Genomic DNA, 16,288 nt, shown 5'->3' with positions numbered 1-16,288 from the left:
TGAAGCCGCGGTCTGTGACGGCCACGCCGGCCTTTTCAGCGGCAATCTTCTTGCCGTTGGGGGTGCGGCCCACGGCCTGCAGCACCAGGTCGTAGGTGCCTTCGCTCTTCGTGCCGTCCAGGCCCTCGAACTGCACCTGGATGCCTTCGGGCGTGGCCTGGGCGCCCACGGTCTTGGTCTTGAGCAGGATGTTGTCGAAGCGGTGCTTGTTCATCTTCTCCCAGACCTTGACGAGGTCGCGGTCCGCGCCCTGCATCAGGCCGTCCATCATCTCGACCACGTCCAGGCGGGCGCCCAGCGTGCTGTACACCGTGCCCATTTCCAGGCCGATGATGCCGCCGCCGACGATGAGCATCTTTTGGGGCACGCCCTGCAGCGCCAGTGCGCCGGTGGAGTCCACCACGCGCGGATCGTCGGGCATGAAGGGCAGGCGCACGGCCTGGCTGCCAGCGGCGATGATGGCCTTCTTGAACGCCACCACCTTTTTGCTGCCGGTCTTGTCCTGGCCGGTGCCGGTGGTTTCTTCCACTTCGAGGTGGTTGGCACCCACAAAGGCGCCGTAGCCACGCACGATGGTGACCTTGCGCATCTTGGCCATCTGGCCCAGGCCGCCGGTGAGCTTGGCGATGACCTTTTCCTTGTGGCCGCGCAGCTTGTCCACGTTTACGGTGGGCGCGCCGAAGTCCACACCCAGGTCGGCCATGTGCGACACTTCGTCCATCACGGCGGCCACATGCAGCAGCGCCTTCGAGGGAATGCAGCCGACATTCAGGCACACGCCGCCCAGCTGGGCATAGCGCTCGACCAGCACGACCTTGAGGCCCAGGTCGGCAGCGCGGAAAGCGGCGCTGTAGCCGCCGGGGCCGCCGCCAAGCACAAGCACGTCGCACTCCAGGTCGGCGCTACCGGCAAAGCTCTTAGCTTCTGTTTTGATAGCTGCTTGCGCTTGCGCTGCGGGCGCTGGAGCTGGTTTTTGCTCCAAAACTGCGGGTGCAGCAGCGGGCGCTGCGGCCTGCGCCGTCTCCAGCGTGAGCAGCACGCTGCCTTCTGCGATCTTGTCGCCGAGCTTCACCTTGAGCTCCTTGACCACGCCCGCGTGGCTGGACGGAATCTCCATGGAGGCCTTGTCGGACTCCACGGTGACCAGGCTTTGCTCGGCCTTGATGGTGTCGCCGGGTTGAACCAGCACTTCGATGACGCCCACTTCGGCGAAGTCGCCAATGTCGGGGACTTGGATATCGATCACTGCCATGTTCATGTTCCTTTCACAGCAGGATGCGGCGGTAGTCCGCCAGGATTTGGCCCAGGTACACGTTGAAGCGTGCAGCGGCAGCGCCGTCGATGACGCGGTGATCCCAGGTGAGCGACAGCGGCAGCATGAGGCGCGGCACAAACTGCTTGCCGTCCCACACGGGCTCCATCTGGCTCTTGCACACGCCCAGAATGGCCACCTCGGGCGCGTTGATGATGGGCGTGAAGTAGCGCCCACCAATGCCGCCCAGGCTGGAGATGGTGAAGCAGGCGCCGCTCATGTCGGCCGGGCCCAGCTTGCCGTCTCTGGCCTTCTTGGCCAGCTCGCTCATTTCCTGGCTGATCTGGAAGATGCCTTTCTTGTCTGCGTCCTTCAGCACGGGAACCACCAGGCCATTGGGCGTATCCGCCGCAAAGCCGATATGGAAGTACTGCTTGTACACCAGGCTGTCGCCGTCCAGGCTGCTATTGAAGTCGGGGAACTTCTTGAGCGCGGCCACGCAGGCCTTGATGAGGAACGCGAGCATGGTGACCTTGATGCCACTCTTCTCGTTTTCCTTGTTGAGCTGGACACGGAACGCCTCCAGATCGGTGATGTCGGCGTCGTCGTGGTTGGTCACGGCGGGAATCACCACCGCGTTGCGCGTGAGGTTGGCGCCGCTGATCTTCTTGATGCGGCCCAGTTCCTTGCGCTCCACCGGGCCGAACTTGCTGAAGTCCACCTTGGGCCAGGGCAGCAGGTCCAGGCCCACGCCCGTGCCGCCACCACCCGCCGGGGCCTTGGCGGCCTGGGCCTTGGTCTGCACGCTGCCGGTCATCACGCGCTGGGTGAAGGCCTGCACGTCAGCAAACAGCTCGGCCAGCACCGCCTGGGCCAGCGGGTGCAGATGGATCTCGGGCTCTTCGAGCAGCACCGTGCTGCCGGGCGGCACGCTGTAGGCCACCGTGAGCACCGGCAGCACCTGCGCCACACCCACCCCCACGTCGCGCAGGTTGGCAGCCACGCCATCCTTGTGCACCAGCAGTTCGTAGCGGCTGGAGCGCCCCAGCTGGCGCACCTCGATGCGGTCGGCCAGGCCCATGCGCTGCAGCCCCGCCGACACGCTGCGCAACACCGCGCCCTGCCCCGCGCCCGGCTGCAAGGCATCGGACAGCAGGGCGTTGATGGCCTGCTGGCCCTCGGCCCCCACAGAGCCCGAACCGCCCTTGTTCCACACCTGGTCGCGCGCGGGCCGCTGGCGCAGCGGGCCCAGGTAAACAATGGCCTCCAGCTCGCGGCGCAGGGCCAGGCTCAGGTCTTGCAGATGGGCGCCATCGGGGCCCAGCAGGGCAATGGCCTCGGCCGAGAATGCAATCGAGCGCTCGGGCGCCAGGTGCAGCCCCTTGCCGCGTGGCCGGGGTTCGCCATCCACCCACACCGCATAGGCCCCGCGCTCCCGGCGCACAGCCCGAAACTCCCGCGCCACGGTGGACAGCGACAGCGCCTGCACCACCACGGCGCCGCTGGCCGTCTGGCCATAGCTGCAGGCAAAGCGGCCCTGGCGCACGCGTTCGCCCTCGGGGCGCTCGAATTCCAGCACGATCTCAAACTGGCGCGGGGTCGCGCCGTGCGCCAGCAACGCGTCAAAGCTGCCCAGGCTGACCATGTCGTGGGCCTCGTCGCCCCCCAGGTTCAGGTGCACCGTGCGATCAGGCGCCGCCGCGGTCTGCTTGAGCAGCAGCAGGCTTTGCAGCAAGGTGGATTTGCCCGACGAATTGCTGCCCAGCAGCATGGTGACCGGCGCCAGCCGCACGCTGCCACTGTCGCGCCAGGCCTTGAGGTTCTTGAGCTGCAGGTGCTTGATCATGTGCGTCGATTCGCCGCCCCAGCGCGGCAGGTGGTGGGCTGCGGGCTAACGCCCGCTTCGGGCCGGTTCAGGCCAATGCGGTGGGCTCGCGGTAGAAAAGTTGCCGCGTCTTCACCGGCGCCACGGCCTTGGAAAACGGCGTGGCCCTGCACCAAGCCTGCGACGTAGCTGAAGGCAAGGCAGCCAGGGAAGTCGCCTGGCTCTGAATCCAAGGCTGCGGTCAAACCCGGCGCCGGATCAGCGCGTGAACACGGTGTGCGGCGCTGCCGCGCAGCTGCAACATGACGGTGGATTCTTCAACTTCATCTGAACATCGCCTCTGGTGCAGTTACTGCGTGATGCAGTGGCTTACTACGAGGGCTTGAGCGTGACGGTCGAGCAGTTGCTGACGGATAACGGCTCAGCCTTCCGATCCAAGGACTTCGCGCAAGCGTGCAAGCAGTTGGGCATATGGCTTCACCTACCAGCATTCAAGCGAGAGGGTTGCCGCGTTGGATTACTGGAATCACCACTACAACTGGCACCGCCCGCACCAGGGAATAGGCGGCATCGCGCCCATATCCATACTCGAACGCTCAGGAAACAACCTGTTGACACTTCACAGCGAGCACACCACTTCGCGCCCCAGCCAGCATCTGCAAAAGCCAAGTCGAACTCAATGCTCCGCAGTGGGGCTGTTCAGCAGTTTCTCCAGGCTGGCACGCAAGCTTAAAAGCTCCTGCTTGAACGTTTCCCGCTGGGCCTGCATGCGCACCGTTGGAGCCAGTACGATCATGGCGTAGGCGCCACGATAGGTATTGATGGCGATGGAGAGTTCCGAAATTCCCGGAATCACCTGGTCTTTCTCCATGGCGTAGCCCTTCTTTCGCACCACGTCGAGCGAGCGCCACAAATCTGCCGCTTGCTGCGGGCTTTCTTGCAGTTCCTGTAGCGCCCAGGCCTGCAGTGAAGCTTCATCCAGGCGTGCCAGCAGCACTTTCCCGGCCGCGGTGATGAGCAGGGGCGGCGTAATTCCCAACTGCGGAACGACACGCAATACCTGCTCTCCGATCACGGCATCCACAACATGCAGTTTTTGCATCTGCAATCTTGCCAAGCAGACCGTTTCCTGCAGCTTCATGGACAGCTGCTGCACATGGGGCTTGAGCACCGGCACCACGTCGGACTGCGTGGTGTAGAGCATCTGCCCCAGCGCCGGCCCCATGCGAAAGCCGGTGGGGCCAGCGGGCTCGACGATGTTTTCGGCCACCAGCGCGTTGATGATGCGCTGCACGGTCGAACGCGGCAAATCCACTTCGGTCGCGATGGCCGCAAGGCTCATTCCGCTGAGATGGCTGTGCGCGCTGAGCGCTCGCATGATGCGCCCCGCGCGGGCGATGACCTGGATGCCGCCGTGGTGGCGGTCATCGGTGTCGGGTGAGTCTGACATTAAAAATGTTTGTACAGAAAAAAGCCGTGAAGGCAAGCGGGGGAGCTTATCGCCTGAGATGCAAGTGGGGTTGATACCCCGGGAAAACACTGATTTTAATCGCCTAGTGATACATTGCACCGCTAAGCGATACAAAAGGACAGCAGCTCCGAACAGGAGCTCTGTCCTTTTGTGTTCCATCCCTGACCCGCTCGCGCGGGGCTGTTTTTGCGAGGAGCGTGAACCCATGAGCGTGAAGTTTTCAACGTCAGTCCGTGCGGCTTTGGCTGTGGCGGCAGCAGGCATGTTGGTGGCATGCGGCGGTCAACCCGAGGGCCAGGGCGGCCCCCAGGGCCCAGCCGCCGTCGGCGTGTATGCCGTGCAGGCCCAGGCAGTGACCTTGAGCACCGAACTGCCCGGCCGCACCGTGGCTTCGCGCGTGGCCGAGGTGCGCCCCCAGACCAGCGGCATCGTGCAAAAGCGCCTGTTTGAAGAGGGCAGCGTGGTCAAGCAGGGCCAGGCGCTGTACCAGATTGACCCGGCCACCATGAATGCGCGCCTGGTCAAGGCCCAGGCCCAGCTGCAAAGCACCGAGAACCTTGCCAAGCGCTATGCCGTGCTGCGCGAGAAAAACGCCATCAGCCAGCAGCAGTACGACGACGCCATGAGTGCCTGGCGCAACGCGCAGGCTGACGTAGAGCTGGCACGCATCGACACCGTCTATGCCAAGGTGCTGTCGCCCATTTCGGGCCGTGTTGGCCGCTCGCAGGTGACCGAGGGCGCGCTGGTCGGCGTGGGCCAGGCGCAGCCCATGGCGACGGTGCAGCAGATCGACCCCATGCATGTGGACATGCAGCAGTCCATGACGGACATCCTGCGCCTGCAGGCAGCCAACGCCCAGGCCAGCGCCAAGGTGCGCCTGGTTCTGGAGGACGGCAGCGTCTATCCCGCGGCGGGCACGCTCAAGTTTTCTGAGGTCAATGTGGATGAAAGCACGGGCTCTGTGACCTTGCGCGCCACCTTTGCCAACCCCGACGGCCTGCTGCGCCCGGGCATGTTTGTGCGCGCCCAGTTGCAGACGGGCACCAAGCCGCAGGCGCTGCTGGTGCCGCAGCAGGCCGTATGGCGCAACACCCAGGGCAAGGCCATGGTGTGGGTGGTGGGCGAAGACAGCATCGCCAAGCCGCGCCCCGTGAATGCGGTGCGCACGGTGGGCAATACCTGGCTGGTCGAAGGCGGCCTGCAGACGGGCGAGAAGGTGGTGACCGAGGGCCTGCAGAAGCTGCGCGGCGAGTCGCCGGTGCAGCCCGAGCCCGCGAAGAACGTCAACATCGTGACCGACCTGTACGCAGCGGCCCCGGGCGCCTGAGGAAGACGCCATGTCCAAGTTCTTCATCAACCGCCCCATCTTTGCGTGGGTGCTGGCCATCGTCGTCATGCTGGCCGGGGTGCTGGCCATCAAGGGCCTGGCCATCAACCAATACCCCAACGTGGCGCCGCCCGCGATTGCGGTTTCCGTGACCTACCCCGGCGCTTCGGCCCAGACCGTGCAGGACACGGTGGTGCAGGTGATCGAGCAGCAGCTCAACGGCCTGGACGGCCTGCGCTACATCACCTCGACGTCGGAGTCCGACGGCTCCATGCAGATCGTGGTGACCTTCGAGCAAGGCACCGACCCCGACATCGCCCAGGTGCAGGTGCAGAACAAGCTGAACCTGGCCACGCCCATGCTGCCGCAGGAAGTGCAGCAGCAGGGCATTCGCGTGGCCAAGTACCAGATGAACTTCATGCTGGTGGTGGGCCTGGTGTCCGAGGACGGCAGCATGAACTCCGCCGACCTGGCGGACTACATCGCCTCCAGCATCCAGGATCCGGTCTCGCGCGTGCAAGGCGTGGGTGACTTCCAGCTGTTCGGCGCGCCGTATGCCATGCGCATCTGGCTCGACCCGGCCAGGCTCAACGCCCACCAGCTCACGCCCACGGACGTGATCGCGGCGGTGCAGTCCCAGAACGTGCAGATTTCCGCCGGTCAGCTCGGCGGCCTGCCCACCATCAACGACAAGGTGCAGCTGCAGGCCACGGTGCTGGGCAAGACCCGCATGAAAACCGCCGACGAGTTCCGCGAGATCATGCTCAAGGTCAAGCCCAACGGCGCGCAGGTGCGCCTGAAGGACGTGGCCGACGTGGCCCTGGGCGGCCAGTTCTCCAGCATCTCCGGCAAGTTCAATGGCCAGCCCGCCTCGGGCCTGGCGCTGCGCCTGGCCACCGGCGGCAACGTGCTGGAGACCGTGGAGGCCGTGCGCGACACCATGGCCAAGCTGGAGGCCAACTACCCGCCCGGCGTGAAGACGGTCTATCCGTATGACACCTCGCCCGTGGTGCAGGTGTCGATCGACTCGGTGGTCAAGACCCTGCTCGAAGCCATCGTGCTGGTGTTCCTGGTGATGCTGCTGTTCCTGCAAAGCGTGCGCGCCACCATCATCCCCACGCTGGCCGTGCCCGTGGTGCTGCTGGGCACCTTCGGCGTGCTGTACATGGCGGGCTTCACCATCAACCTGCTGACCATGTTCGCCATGGTGCTGGCCATCGGCCTGCTGGTGGACGACGCCATCGTGGTGGTGGAAAACGTCGAGCGCCTGATGCACGACGAAGGTCTGTCGCCCAAGGAGGCCACCATCCAGTCCATGGGGCAGATCTCGGGTGCGCTGGTCGGCATTGGCCTGGTGATTTCCGCCGTGTTCGTGCCCATGGCCTTCATGGACGGCTCCACCGGCGTGATCTACCGCCAGTTCGCCATCACCATCGCCTCGGCCATGGGCCTGTCGGTGCTGGTGGCGCTGATCTTCACGCCCGCGCTGTGCGCCACCATCCTGAAGGCGCCCGTGCCGGGCAAAAAGCCCGCCCGGTTCTTTGCCTGGTTCAACCGCGTGTTCAACGCCAGCGCCAGCGGCTACGCCGTGGGCGTGGAGGGCATCCTCAAGCGCAACAAGGGGTTCTTGCTGATCTATGTGCTGCTGCTGGCGGGCCTGGTGGCGCTGTTTGCGCGCATTCCCACGGCATTTCTGCCCGAGGAAGACCAGGGCACGATGATGGTGCTGGTGCAACTGCCCTCCAACGCCTCGGCGGCCCGCACCGACAAGGTGCTGCAGGCCGTCAGCCAGCATTTGCTGGACAACGAAAAAGACACCGTGCAAAGCGTCATGGCGGTCAACGGCTTCAACTTTGCCGGACGAGGCCAGAACTCCGGCCTGCTGTTCGTCGGCCTCAAGCCGTTCGATGACCGCCTGACCGCGCATCAGCACCTCTCGGCGCTGAACGACCGCACCTGGGGCTTTGTCAGCCAGATCAAGGATGCGATGGTCATCCCCATCGTGCCGCCCGCCATCATGGAGCTGGGCAACGCCACGGGCTACGACTTCTTCCTGCAGGACAACGGCGGCGTGGGCCACGAAGTGCTGATGGAGGCGCGCAACCAGATGCTGGGCATGGCCGCGCAAGAGCCCAAGCTGGCCCTGGTGCGCCCCCAGGGGCTTTCGGACGAGCCGCAGTACCAGGTCGAGATCGACGACGAAAAGGCGCGCGCGCTGAACCTGAACCTGTCGGACATCAACGCCACCATGTCCGTGGCCTGGGGCTCCGCCTACGTCAACGACTTCATCGACCGAGGCCGCGTGAAAAAGGTGTACCTGCAGGGCAAGGCCGAGTCCCGCGTGGGCCCGGACGACTTTGACAAATGGTACGTGCGCAACAACCTGGGCCAGATGGTGCCGTTCAGCGCCTTCTCCACCGGCAAATGGGTCTATGGATCGGCCAAGCTGGAGCGCTACAACGGCATACCCGCCGTGGAAATCGTGGGCAGCACGGCCCCCGGCGTGAGCACCGGCGAGGCCATGGCCATCATCGAAGGGCTGGCCAGGCAGCTGCCTCCCGGCGTGGATCTGGTGTGGACGGGCCTGTCCTACGAGGAAATCAAGGCCGGCAACCAAAGCGCGGGCATCCTGGTGCTGTCGCTGGTGATCGTCTTCCTGTGCCTGGCGGCGCTGTACGAGAGCTGGTCCATCCCGTTCTCGGTGATGCTGGTCGTTCCCCTGGGCATTCTGGGCGCGGTGCTGGCCACGCTGGGCCGCGGGCTGACCAACGACGTGTTCTTCCAGATCGGCATGATCACCACCATGGGCCTGGCGGCCAAGAACGCCATCCTGATCGTGGAGTTCGCGCGCGAGCTGTACGAGGACGAGGGCAAGCCCCTGTTCCAGGCCGTGGTGGAGGCCGCGCGCCTGCGCCTGCGCCCCATCATCATGACCTCCATGGCCTTCGTGCTGGGCGTGCTGCCGCTGGCGATTGCCAAGGGCGCCTCCAGCGGCAGCCAGCACTCCATCGGCACCAGCGTGGTGGGCGGCACCCTGGCGGGCACCTTCCTGGCGGTGTTCTTCGTGCCGCTGTTCTTTTTCGTGGTGGTCAGCGCCAAGGAGCGCTTCATGGGCAAGAAGCGCCCGGCCGCCGAACCCCCAGCCTCTTTGGTCGAGGAGAAACACGCATGAGATTGCACACCCTGACCGGCGCCCTGGCGCTGGCGGGGCTGTTGAGCGCCTGCTCCATGGCCCCCAAATATGAAACGCCCCTCGCCCCCGTGGCCACGAACTGGGCCGTGCCAGCCGGCGTGCGCACGCCAGGCAATGAAGTAGCACTCCCTATTCGGTGGCAGCAGTTCTTTCACCATGCGCAACTTCGCGAGGTGATCCAGTTCACGCTGGACAACAACCGGGATCTGCGCGCGGCGGCACTGAATGTGCAGGCCTTCCAGGCGCTGTACCGCATTCAAAAGTCGCAGAACCTGCCCAGCGTCGGCGTACAGGGCAGCGGTGCGCGCCAGCGCGTGCCCGCGGACTTGGCCGCAGCGCCGCGGGCCGTGGTCTCGGGCAACTACTCCGTGGGGCTGGGCATAGCGGCCTATGAGCTGGACCTGTTCGGCCGGGTGAGCAGTCTCAACGAGCAGGCCTTGCAGCAATATCTGTCTATGGACAGCACGCACAAGGCCACGCAACTTAGCCTGGTGGCAGCCGCCGCCAACGCCTGGATGACCTGGCAGGCCGACCTGCAGATGCTAGAAGTGGTCACGCGCACGCTGGCGGCCAATGAACAGGCGCTGGAGCTGGTCGTGTCGCAGGTAGAAAATGGGATTGCCACCGAGCTGCAGCGCTACCAAGCACAAACCGCAGTGGACAGCGCGCGCGCCCAGCACGCGCAGTTCACGCGCACGGTCGAGCAGGACCTGAACGCACTGCAGGTATTGGTAGGCACGGAACTGCCCGCCAGCGTGCGCAGCGCGCGCGCGCTGCCGCAGGACTGGCAACTCGCGGATCTGCCCGTGGGTCTGCCCTCGCAAGTGCTGGCCCAGCGCCCGGACATCCTGGCCGCCGAGCAGCAGTTGAGGGCGGCCAATGCCAACATCGGAGCGGCGCGCGCGGCGTTCTTTCCGAGTATCTCTCTGACCGCCAGCGCGGGCACTTCCAGCCGCGAACTGTCGGGGCTGTTCGAGGGCGGATCGGGCGCGTGGAGCTTTGCGCCACAGATCAATATCCCGCTGTTCAGCGCAGGCCGCCTGTCGGCCAACCTGGACTACGCCACGCTGCAGAAGGACTTGCGCGTGGCGCAGTATGAAAAATCCATCCAGGATGCGTTCCGCGAGGTCAGCGACGGCCTTTCAGCCCAGCGAACCTACGAGTTGCAAGTCGATGCCAACCAGCAGCTGGTGCAGACCTCGACCAAGTACCTCGACTTGGCGCAGTTGCGCTATCAATCCGGTGTGGATAGCTACTTGACCGTGATCGACGCGCAGCGCACGCTCCTCAGTTCAGAGTTGCAGGCCATACAAGTCTCGTTGCAGCAAGCATTGAGCGAAGTGCAATTGTTCAAGGCTTTGGGTGGTGGAGTGCTCTCCGGCAGCGATAGCGGAAAGAGCTGACACCACGAATACGCACGAGGCACCCATGAAGCTTGCAATATCCCATCCCGAGGTAGAGGAGTCCGTCGCTCCCGTGACCTTTGCAATGGAAGTGATTGGAGGTAAGTACAAGGCACTGATCCTCCTGCACCTGATGTCTGGAACCTTGCGATTCAATGAGCTGCGGCGACTGCTTCCCGAAGCCAGCCAGCGCGTCATGACACTGAATTTGCGCGAGCTCGAAGCCGACGGCATCATCGACCGAAAAATCCATCAAACTATCCCTCCCAAGGTAGAGTATTCATTGACTCCGCTGGGCAGGACACTGATGCCCTTGATCGAAACGATGCGCAATTGGGGCGTCGATCATGTGGGTGAAATCGAGGCCATTCGCAGTGCAGAAAGCCATGCCGCGTCCTTCGAGGTGCGAGAAAAATGGTCAGTGCGATGAAGCGCTCGCAATTCGGTCCCTGAACAGCGTCATGACGTTGAGTCTGGCTATCGGCGCGATGCTTCCGATGCCACTGTGAGGTCGGTGCCAGTGGTCGTGGTGCGGCCAACTGGCTGCTATGGGCTGGATTCTGGTACGTCCAGCCGTCTGCCCGGTCGCGCAAGGCAGTTGGGCTGAACCGCTCCGCCTTGCTGTGGGCCAGCGGCCTGCAGGGCCGCGTGACGCGAGCGTGTACGCCACGTGGAACTCGTGTGATCGGAAGTCAGGGCCATTGTCGTTAGCCATCTACAAGCCTATCCGCAGACGAGTGTCTGCGGATAGGCTTGTCTTCCCTGGTGCTTGAGAAGCGCAATTCCGTGAGGCTTAGCTTTATCAGGTAAAAGCTGGTCGATTCAGACTACTATCGCTTTTTTCCGCCTGACCACGTTGTTGCTGCTCCATGACCCGTGTAGATCGACACATCGCGGCACCCCGCAGGGGGCGCCCCTCAGCCCAAGAAGCACTTTTGGTAGATGAGCGCGTACTGAGCGCGGCAACAACTCTTTTTCTCGAGCTTGGCTTTGGCAGAACCACGCTGGACATGGTGTCCCAGCTTGCAAGGACCGGAAAGTCTGCTTTGTATGCCCGCTACCCCAATAAAGAGTCTCTATTCAGCGCAGTAGTGCAGCACTCCATTCAGACGATGTTTGCACACATGTCGAGCGTCGATTCTCCTAGCGATTACAGAAGTCGGCTGCGGTCTGCAGGGCGACAACTGATTGAAGGAATGCTCCACCCTCGGTGTGTTGCACTCATGCGTATCACCGCTGCGGAGGCCCACAACTTCCCAGAGCTTGCACTGCTCGCTTACCGCGTCAGCTTTGACGGATCTGTGCGCTGCGTGGTCAGTGCGTTGGAAGGGGCGCTGCTGCCTGCGGGTCAAGACATCAAAGAGATTGCACATCGCTTTGTCGAGGTTGCAGTGCAGCCGCTGTCATTTCAAGCTGCATTTGGACTGAACCCCGATGCACTTCGTCAGCGCAGTGCATCCAGCGTGGATGACGCGATTGCTTTGCTCTGCGCAACGGGGCGTCTGACGCTCTGACGTCATTGTCGCCATGATCAATGACGTCAATAGGACTAAAAAGACGAAATCGTCTTTTGTGGTATCTTTTGTCTGATCAACATTGAGGTAAAGCACCATCATGAGCCATCAGCACGCTCTTTGCAGACACCTTGCGCCTGGTGGCAACGTGTCAAAACAGCTGTCTGCCGAACGTCGGCTAGAGTCCATTTATGACGTTTTGCAGCAGACCTACCCTACTTTTGACCAAACAGATGACCCTTGGATGACGAATGGCCTGTCCAGCACACCGTTCAGGTGCCTGGTATCGGTGTGCTTATCCACCATGACGATCACCCCAAGGGTGGTGAGGGCCTGCGTGCCACTGTTTGCCAGAGTGTCCACATTTGAGGAACTGCTCGCCTTGGATGACGAAGAGCTTAAGGCGATCATCAAACCAGTGGCTCACTACAACCGCAAGACGGCAAACCTCAAGGTCATGTGCCGTCAGATTTTGCAGATTTACAAAGGGAAAATCCCAGATACCCACGAAGAACTCAGGAAGCTGCAAGGTGTGGGCAGAAAAGTCGCGGACATCATGATGAACTTCATCTTTCACGAGGACACCATTGCGGTGGACACGCATGTGCTGCGAGTGCTCAACAGGCTTGAGGTAGTTCAGACCGAATCTGCCACGGATAGGCGTTTTAACCGCATGAGGCCAAGTATCGCACCGCGGAAGCGCCATCAAGCCGGCTGAGACACTCGATTTTCCCGCCCAGGTGTCAGGTTCACCACCAGGGTTTGGCGTTCAGGAGAGTGATTTGCGGCGCTCGGCGTGTACCGGGCGCAGAGCCAGTTCGCGGCAAGTCAAAATCGCCGCTTTGTTCATTCACCAACTGATGCGCTGATCGACCTCAAAGTCCGGTGCCGGTTGCGCCGCTAGGTCCCAGTCTGCTGGCTCGGTTTGCGCCCCGTCATCCATCTGCGCATCACTACAGTCATCCCACAGCGGTGGCCCGCGCGCCGGGGAGATGCGGGGTGGCTCTGAATCTGCCCCGATGTGGTCCAGGATGTGCCGGATGTCAGCGCTGTGCGTAATGAACGCGATGATGCGCATATGCCCGCCACACAGCGGACACAAGAGGGGGAACACCTCGTAGATGCGGGCGATCAGCACCGCCCACAGGTAGTGCGCTGCACGCTTGGGCAGCACCGGCTCGCTCTGGGATGGCAGCGCGCTGCTCATCGGTACCACACCAGGCGCGCACTCCCCCGTGCTGATCGACGCGCCCAGCACGGGAGCGGCTTGCGCCGGTGTCGCCAGCGCCGTCACCGCAGCCCTGAGCGGCGAGTTGGGTGCCAGCACACCAAAATAGCGGTGCCGGTGGGTGCGTGGCGGGGGAACCAGCGCGGCAATGCGGTCGATCAGCTCCAGCGGTGTGAGGTGCAGCTCATCAACCTTGGCACCGCGCTTGTCGCTGGTGGGTTCGCTGCGCTGCTTGCCGCAGCGGTACACCAGTTTGCTTCCCTCTTTGCGCAGCCTGTCCATCGCAAAGGGTGGGCGGGCGCAATAGCGCAAGAGCCGCTCAAGGCCTGGACGGTCGTGGGATTCAATGCACACCCCGGCATCCACCGAGAAACCGCTGTGTTTGTACCCCAGCATCTCTTTTGCCTCGAAGTTCTCCAGCAGCCCACGGCCCACAAAGGCGCGCAGGATACGTTTTTGCAGTGTGGTCTGCACTTGTGCCACGGGTGTCGCATCGATGCCGGTGGCAGGGTGGAATACGACACCTGACGCAGAGACTTGCATTGCGGCATCAGCGCTGCCCTCGCCTGCCACCTCCTCAAACACCCCGTCCACCACACAGACGTGGAAGTGGACGTGTTCGTTCAGGCTGGAGCCGAACCTGTGGATGAAGGCCACTGCGCCGATGTGCAGGCTTTCCTTGTCTGCATTGGCCGCGCCAATGCAGTGCGCCTGCAGGCTTTGCGCAATCACCCGCAGGAAGATGCGCAGCACCATATTGAGCACTGGCCCGTCGCGCTGCATGAAGTAACGAAGCCGCTTGGGAACCGACAGCACCCACTGGCGCACCGGCAGGCGGGGGAATACGTGATCGTTCAGGTGCGCTGCTGTCTCCACCATGCGCCGGGTGGTGCACGAGGGGCAGACTCCCCGGCCTTTGCAGGAGAAGGCTACAAAGTAGTCGTGCCCACAGTCGCCGCAGCGAGCGCGGGCAAAGCCATGGGCAAAGATGCCGCACTCAAGATACTTGGCAAACGCTTTGCGCACGAAGGGCTTGGGGGTGTGGTGGTCGCCCTGGCCGTCGAACTGACCCGCGCTGGCCAACTCTAGCCAGGTCTCGTAGTGCTCGGCTACCATTTGGTAGAGCAGCGTGCGTTCGGGGTGGCGTGGGTTGTAGAGCTTGGGCTTGGAAGTGGCTGACATGAATACTGTACAAATGCACAGTATTCTGCGGCGATTGTTTGGGTACGCAAAGCACAAGGCCCGAACCGTCGCCAGTTCGGGCCTTGTCAGGGTAGCTTGGCTGCGGACTTACTTGCGCGCAGGCGGCACATCCGTGCAGCTGCCATGCGCCACTTCCGCCGCCATGCCGATGCTCTCGCCCAGCGTCGGATGCGGGTGGATGGTCTTGCCGATGTCGACAGCGTCCGCACCCATCTCGATGGCCAGGGCGATCTCGCCGATCATGTCGCCCGCATGCGTGCCGACCATGCCGCCGCCCAGGATCTTGCCGTGGCCCCGGCCAGCATGGCCGTCTCCTGATCCTGCTTCGGGGCTGTCGTCGAACAGCAGCTTGGTGACGCCTTCGTCGCGGCCGTTGGCAATGGCGCGGCCCGAGGCCGCCCAGGGGAACAGGCCCTTCTTGACCTTGATGCCCTGCTGCTTGGCCTGGTCTTCGGTCAGGCCCACCCAGGCCACTTCGGGGTCGGTGTAGGCCACGCTGGGGATCACGCGGGCGTTGAAGGCGGCGCTGGCCAGTTCCTTGTTGCCCTGCAATTCGCCGGCGATCACTTCCGCCGCCACATGCGCCTCGTGCACCGCCTTGTGCGCCAGCATGGGCTGGCCCACGATGTCGCCGATGGCGAAGATGTGCGGCACATTGGTGCGCATCTGGATGTCCACGTTGATGAAACCGCGGTCCGTCACAGACACGCCGGCCTTGTCGGCAGCGATCTTCTTGCCGTTGGGGGTGCGGCCCACGGCCTGCAGCACCAGGTCGTACACCTGCGGTTCGGGTGCGGTGCCGCCCTCTTCCGCTGGTGCAAACGTGACCTTGATGCCGTCAGGCGTGGCCTCGGCACCGACGGTCTTGGTCTTCAACATGATGTTGTCGAAGCGCTTCGCGTTCATCTTCTGCCAGATCTTGACGAGGTCGCGGTCGGCGCCCTGCATCAGGCCGTCCATCATTTCGACCACATCCAGGCGCGCGCCCAGCGTGCTGTACACCGTGCCCATTTCGAGGCCGATGATGCCGCCGCCCAAAATCAGCATGCGTTCGGGCACTTCCTTGAGCGCAAGCGCGCCGGTGGAATCAACGACGCGTGGATCGTCGGGCATGAAGGGCAGGCGCACAGCCTGCGAGCCGGCGGCAATGATGGCTTTTTGGAAGGCGATAACCTTCTTGGTGCCGGTCTTCTCCTGGCCCGAGCCGGTGGTTTCTTCCACTTCGACGTGGTTAGCACCGACGAAGGCGCCGTAGCCGCGCACCGTGGTCACCTTGCGCATCTTGGCCATCTGGGCCAGGCCGCCGGTGAGTTTGCCGATGACTTTTTCTTTGTGGCCGCGCAGCGTATCGACATTGACAGTGAGCGCGCCAAAGTCGATGCCTGCCGCTGACAGGTGCGACACCTCGTCGATCACTGCGGCCACGTGCAGCAAGGCTTTGCTGGGGATGCAGCCCACGTTCAGGCACACGCCGCCGAGTTGGGCGTAGCGCTCGACCAGCACCACCTTGAGGCCCAGGTCGGCCGCGCGGAAGGCGGCGCTGTAGCCGCCGGGGCCGCCGCCGAGCACGAGCAGATCGCACTCCAGATCGGCCGTGCCTGCAAAACTCGACGCTACTGGATTGATAGCTGCTTGCGCTTGTGCGGTAAGCGCTGGGGCCTGTTTTTGCTCTGAATTTACTGGGGCAGCTGCGGGCGCTGGCGCAGGTGCAGCGGCAGGTGCTGCAACGCCAGCGCCCTCCACTTCCAGCGTCAGCACCACGGAGCCCTTGGCGACTTTGTCGCCCAGCTTCACGCGCAGTTCTTTGACCACACCCGCGTGGCTGGAGGGAATCTCCATGGAGGCCTTGTCGGACTCCACAGTGATCAGGCT

The 16,288-nt window shown here is 63.4% G+C and carries 11 protein-coding genes and 1 pseudogene; 7 read left to right on the top strand and 5 right to left on the bottom strand.

The window, feature by feature from the left end; translation table 11 throughout:
• The coding region (locus J8G26_RS18345) for an NAD(P)/FAD-dependent oxidoreductase (RefSeq protein WP_210570662.1) at nt 1–1,252 on the bottom strand (1,252 nt) is incomplete at its 3' end.
• 13 nt (nt 1,253–1,265) lie between these two features.
• Nucleotides 1,266–3,098, bottom strand: coding sequence for a 2-oxo acid dehydrogenase subunit E2 (locus J8G26_RS19470; protein WP_087743187.1), 1,833 nt, complete (start codon nt 3,096–3,098; stop codon nt 1,266–1,268).
• A 322-nt stretch (nt 3,099–3,420) separates the two neighbouring features.
• Here J8G26_RS19470 and J8G26_RS19465 point away from each other — a divergent pair.
• Nucleotides 3,421–3,703, top strand: a pseudogene (locus J8G26_RS19465) (integrase core domain-containing protein); the annotation flags it as partial.
• A 50-nt stretch (nt 3,704–3,753) separates the two neighbouring features.
• On the opposite strand, the gene J8G26_RS18330 reads toward J8G26_RS19465, so the two are convergent.
• A complete protein-coding gene (locus J8G26_RS18330) occupies nt 3,754–4,527 on the bottom strand; it encodes an IclR family transcriptional regulator C-terminal domain-containing protein (RefSeq protein ID WP_210570653.1) in 774 nt (257 codons plus the stop codon).
• 226 nt (nt 4,528–4,753) lie between these two features.
• On the opposite strand from J8G26_RS18330, the gene J8G26_RS18325 reads away from it, so the two are divergent.
• From J8G26_RS18325 to J8G26_RS18300, 6 genes are all read left to right on the top strand, one after another.
• A complete protein-coding gene (locus J8G26_RS18325) occupies nt 4,754–5,875 on the top strand; it encodes an efflux RND transporter periplasmic adaptor subunit (RefSeq protein ID WP_210570651.1) in 1,122 nt (373 codons plus the stop codon).
• A 10-nt stretch (nt 5,876–5,885) separates the two neighbouring features.
• Nucleotides 5,886–9,047: an efflux RND transporter permease subunit gene (locus tag J8G26_RS18320; protein WP_210570649.1), complete on the top strand. Its 3,162-nt coding sequence runs from the start codon at nt 5,886–5,888 to the stop codon at nt 9,045–9,047.
• Nucleotides 9,044–10,471 (top strand): efflux transporter outer membrane subunit, encoded by a 1,428-nt coding sequence (locus tag J8G26_RS18315; protein WP_210570647.1) that lies wholly within the window; start codon nt 9,044–9,046, stop codon nt 10,469–10,471. The genes J8G26_RS18320 and J8G26_RS18315 overlap by 4 nt, the downstream gene beginning before the upstream one ends.
• A 25-nt stretch (nt 10,472–10,496) precedes the next feature.
• Nucleotides 10,497–10,901 (top strand): helix-turn-helix domain-containing protein, encoded by a 405-nt coding sequence (locus tag J8G26_RS18310; protein WP_054076046.1) that lies wholly within the window; start codon nt 10,497–10,499, stop codon nt 10,899–10,901.
• Between the two features lie 439 nt (nt 10,902–11,340).
• Nucleotides 11,341–11,985, top strand: a complete 645-nt coding sequence (locus J8G26_RS18305) for a TetR/AcrR family transcriptional regulator (RefSeq protein ID WP_210570645.1) — start codon at nt 11,341–11,343, stop codon at nt 11,983–11,985.
• 100 nt (nt 11,986–12,085) lie between these two features.
• Nucleotides 12,086–12,703, top strand: coding sequence for a hypothetical protein (locus J8G26_RS18300; protein WP_210570643.1), 618 nt, complete (start codon nt 12,086–12,088; stop codon nt 12,701–12,703).
• 132 nt (nt 12,704–12,835) lie between these two features.
• On the opposite strand, the gene J8G26_RS18295 is transcribed toward J8G26_RS18300, so the two are convergent.
• A complete protein-coding gene (locus J8G26_RS18295) occupies nt 12,836–14,395 on the bottom strand; it encodes an IS91 family transposase (protein WP_210570641.1) in 1,560 nt (519 codons plus the stop codon).
• 108 nt (nt 14,396–14,503) lie between these two features.
• On the bottom strand, nt 14,504–16,288 hold a 1,785-nt coding region (gene lpdA, locus J8G26_RS18290), incomplete at its 5' end, for a dihydrolipoyl dehydrogenase (RefSeq protein ID WP_210570639.1).

Source organism: Acidovorax sp. JG5 (assembly GCF_017939685.1).
Taxonomy (GTDB): domain Bacteria; phylum Pseudomonadota; class Gammaproteobacteria; order Burkholderiales; family Burkholderiaceae_C; genus Acidovorax.
The sequence above is the reverse complement of the archived record's forward strand: the minus strand, read 5'-3'. Positions and strand labels throughout refer to the sequence as shown.

Excerpts from the sequence above, each read along its gene's own strand:
- J8G26_RS18320 (WP_210570649.1), top strand. The coding sequence starts at position 5,886 with ATGTCCAAGTTCTTCATCAACCGCCCCATCTTTGCGTGGGTGCTGGCC.
- J8G26_RS18325 (WP_210570651.1), top strand. The coding sequence starts at position 4,754 with ATGAGCGTGAAGTTTTCAACGTCAGTCCGTGCGGCTTTGGCTGTGGCG.
- J8G26_RS19470 (WP_087743187.1), bottom strand. The coding sequence starts at position 3,098 with ATGATCAAGCACCTGCAGCTCAAGAACCTCAAGGCCTGGCGCGACAGT.
- J8G26_RS18310 (WP_054076046.1), top strand. The coding sequence starts at position 10,497 with ATGAAGCTTGCAATATCCCATCCCGAGGTAGAGGAGTCCGTCGCTCCC.
- J8G26_RS18315 (WP_210570647.1), top strand. The coding sequence starts at position 9,044 with ATGAGATTGCACACCCTGACCGGCGCCCTGGCGCTGGCGGGGCTGTTG.
- J8G26_RS18330 (WP_210570653.1), bottom strand. The coding sequence starts at position 4,527 with ATGTCAGACTCACCCGACACCGATGACCGCCACCACGGCGGCATCCAG.
- J8G26_RS18300 (WP_210570643.1), top strand. The coding sequence starts at position 12,086 with ATGAGCCATCAGCACGCTCTTTGCAGACACCTTGCGCCTGGTGGCAAC.
- J8G26_RS18295 (WP_210570641.1), bottom strand. The coding sequence starts at position 14,395 with ATGTCAGCCACTTCCAAGCCCAAGCTCTACAACCCACGCCACCCCGAA.
- J8G26_RS18305 (WP_210570645.1), top strand. The coding sequence starts at position 11,341 with ATGACCCGTGTAGATCGACACATCGCGGCACCCCGCAGGGGGCGCCCC.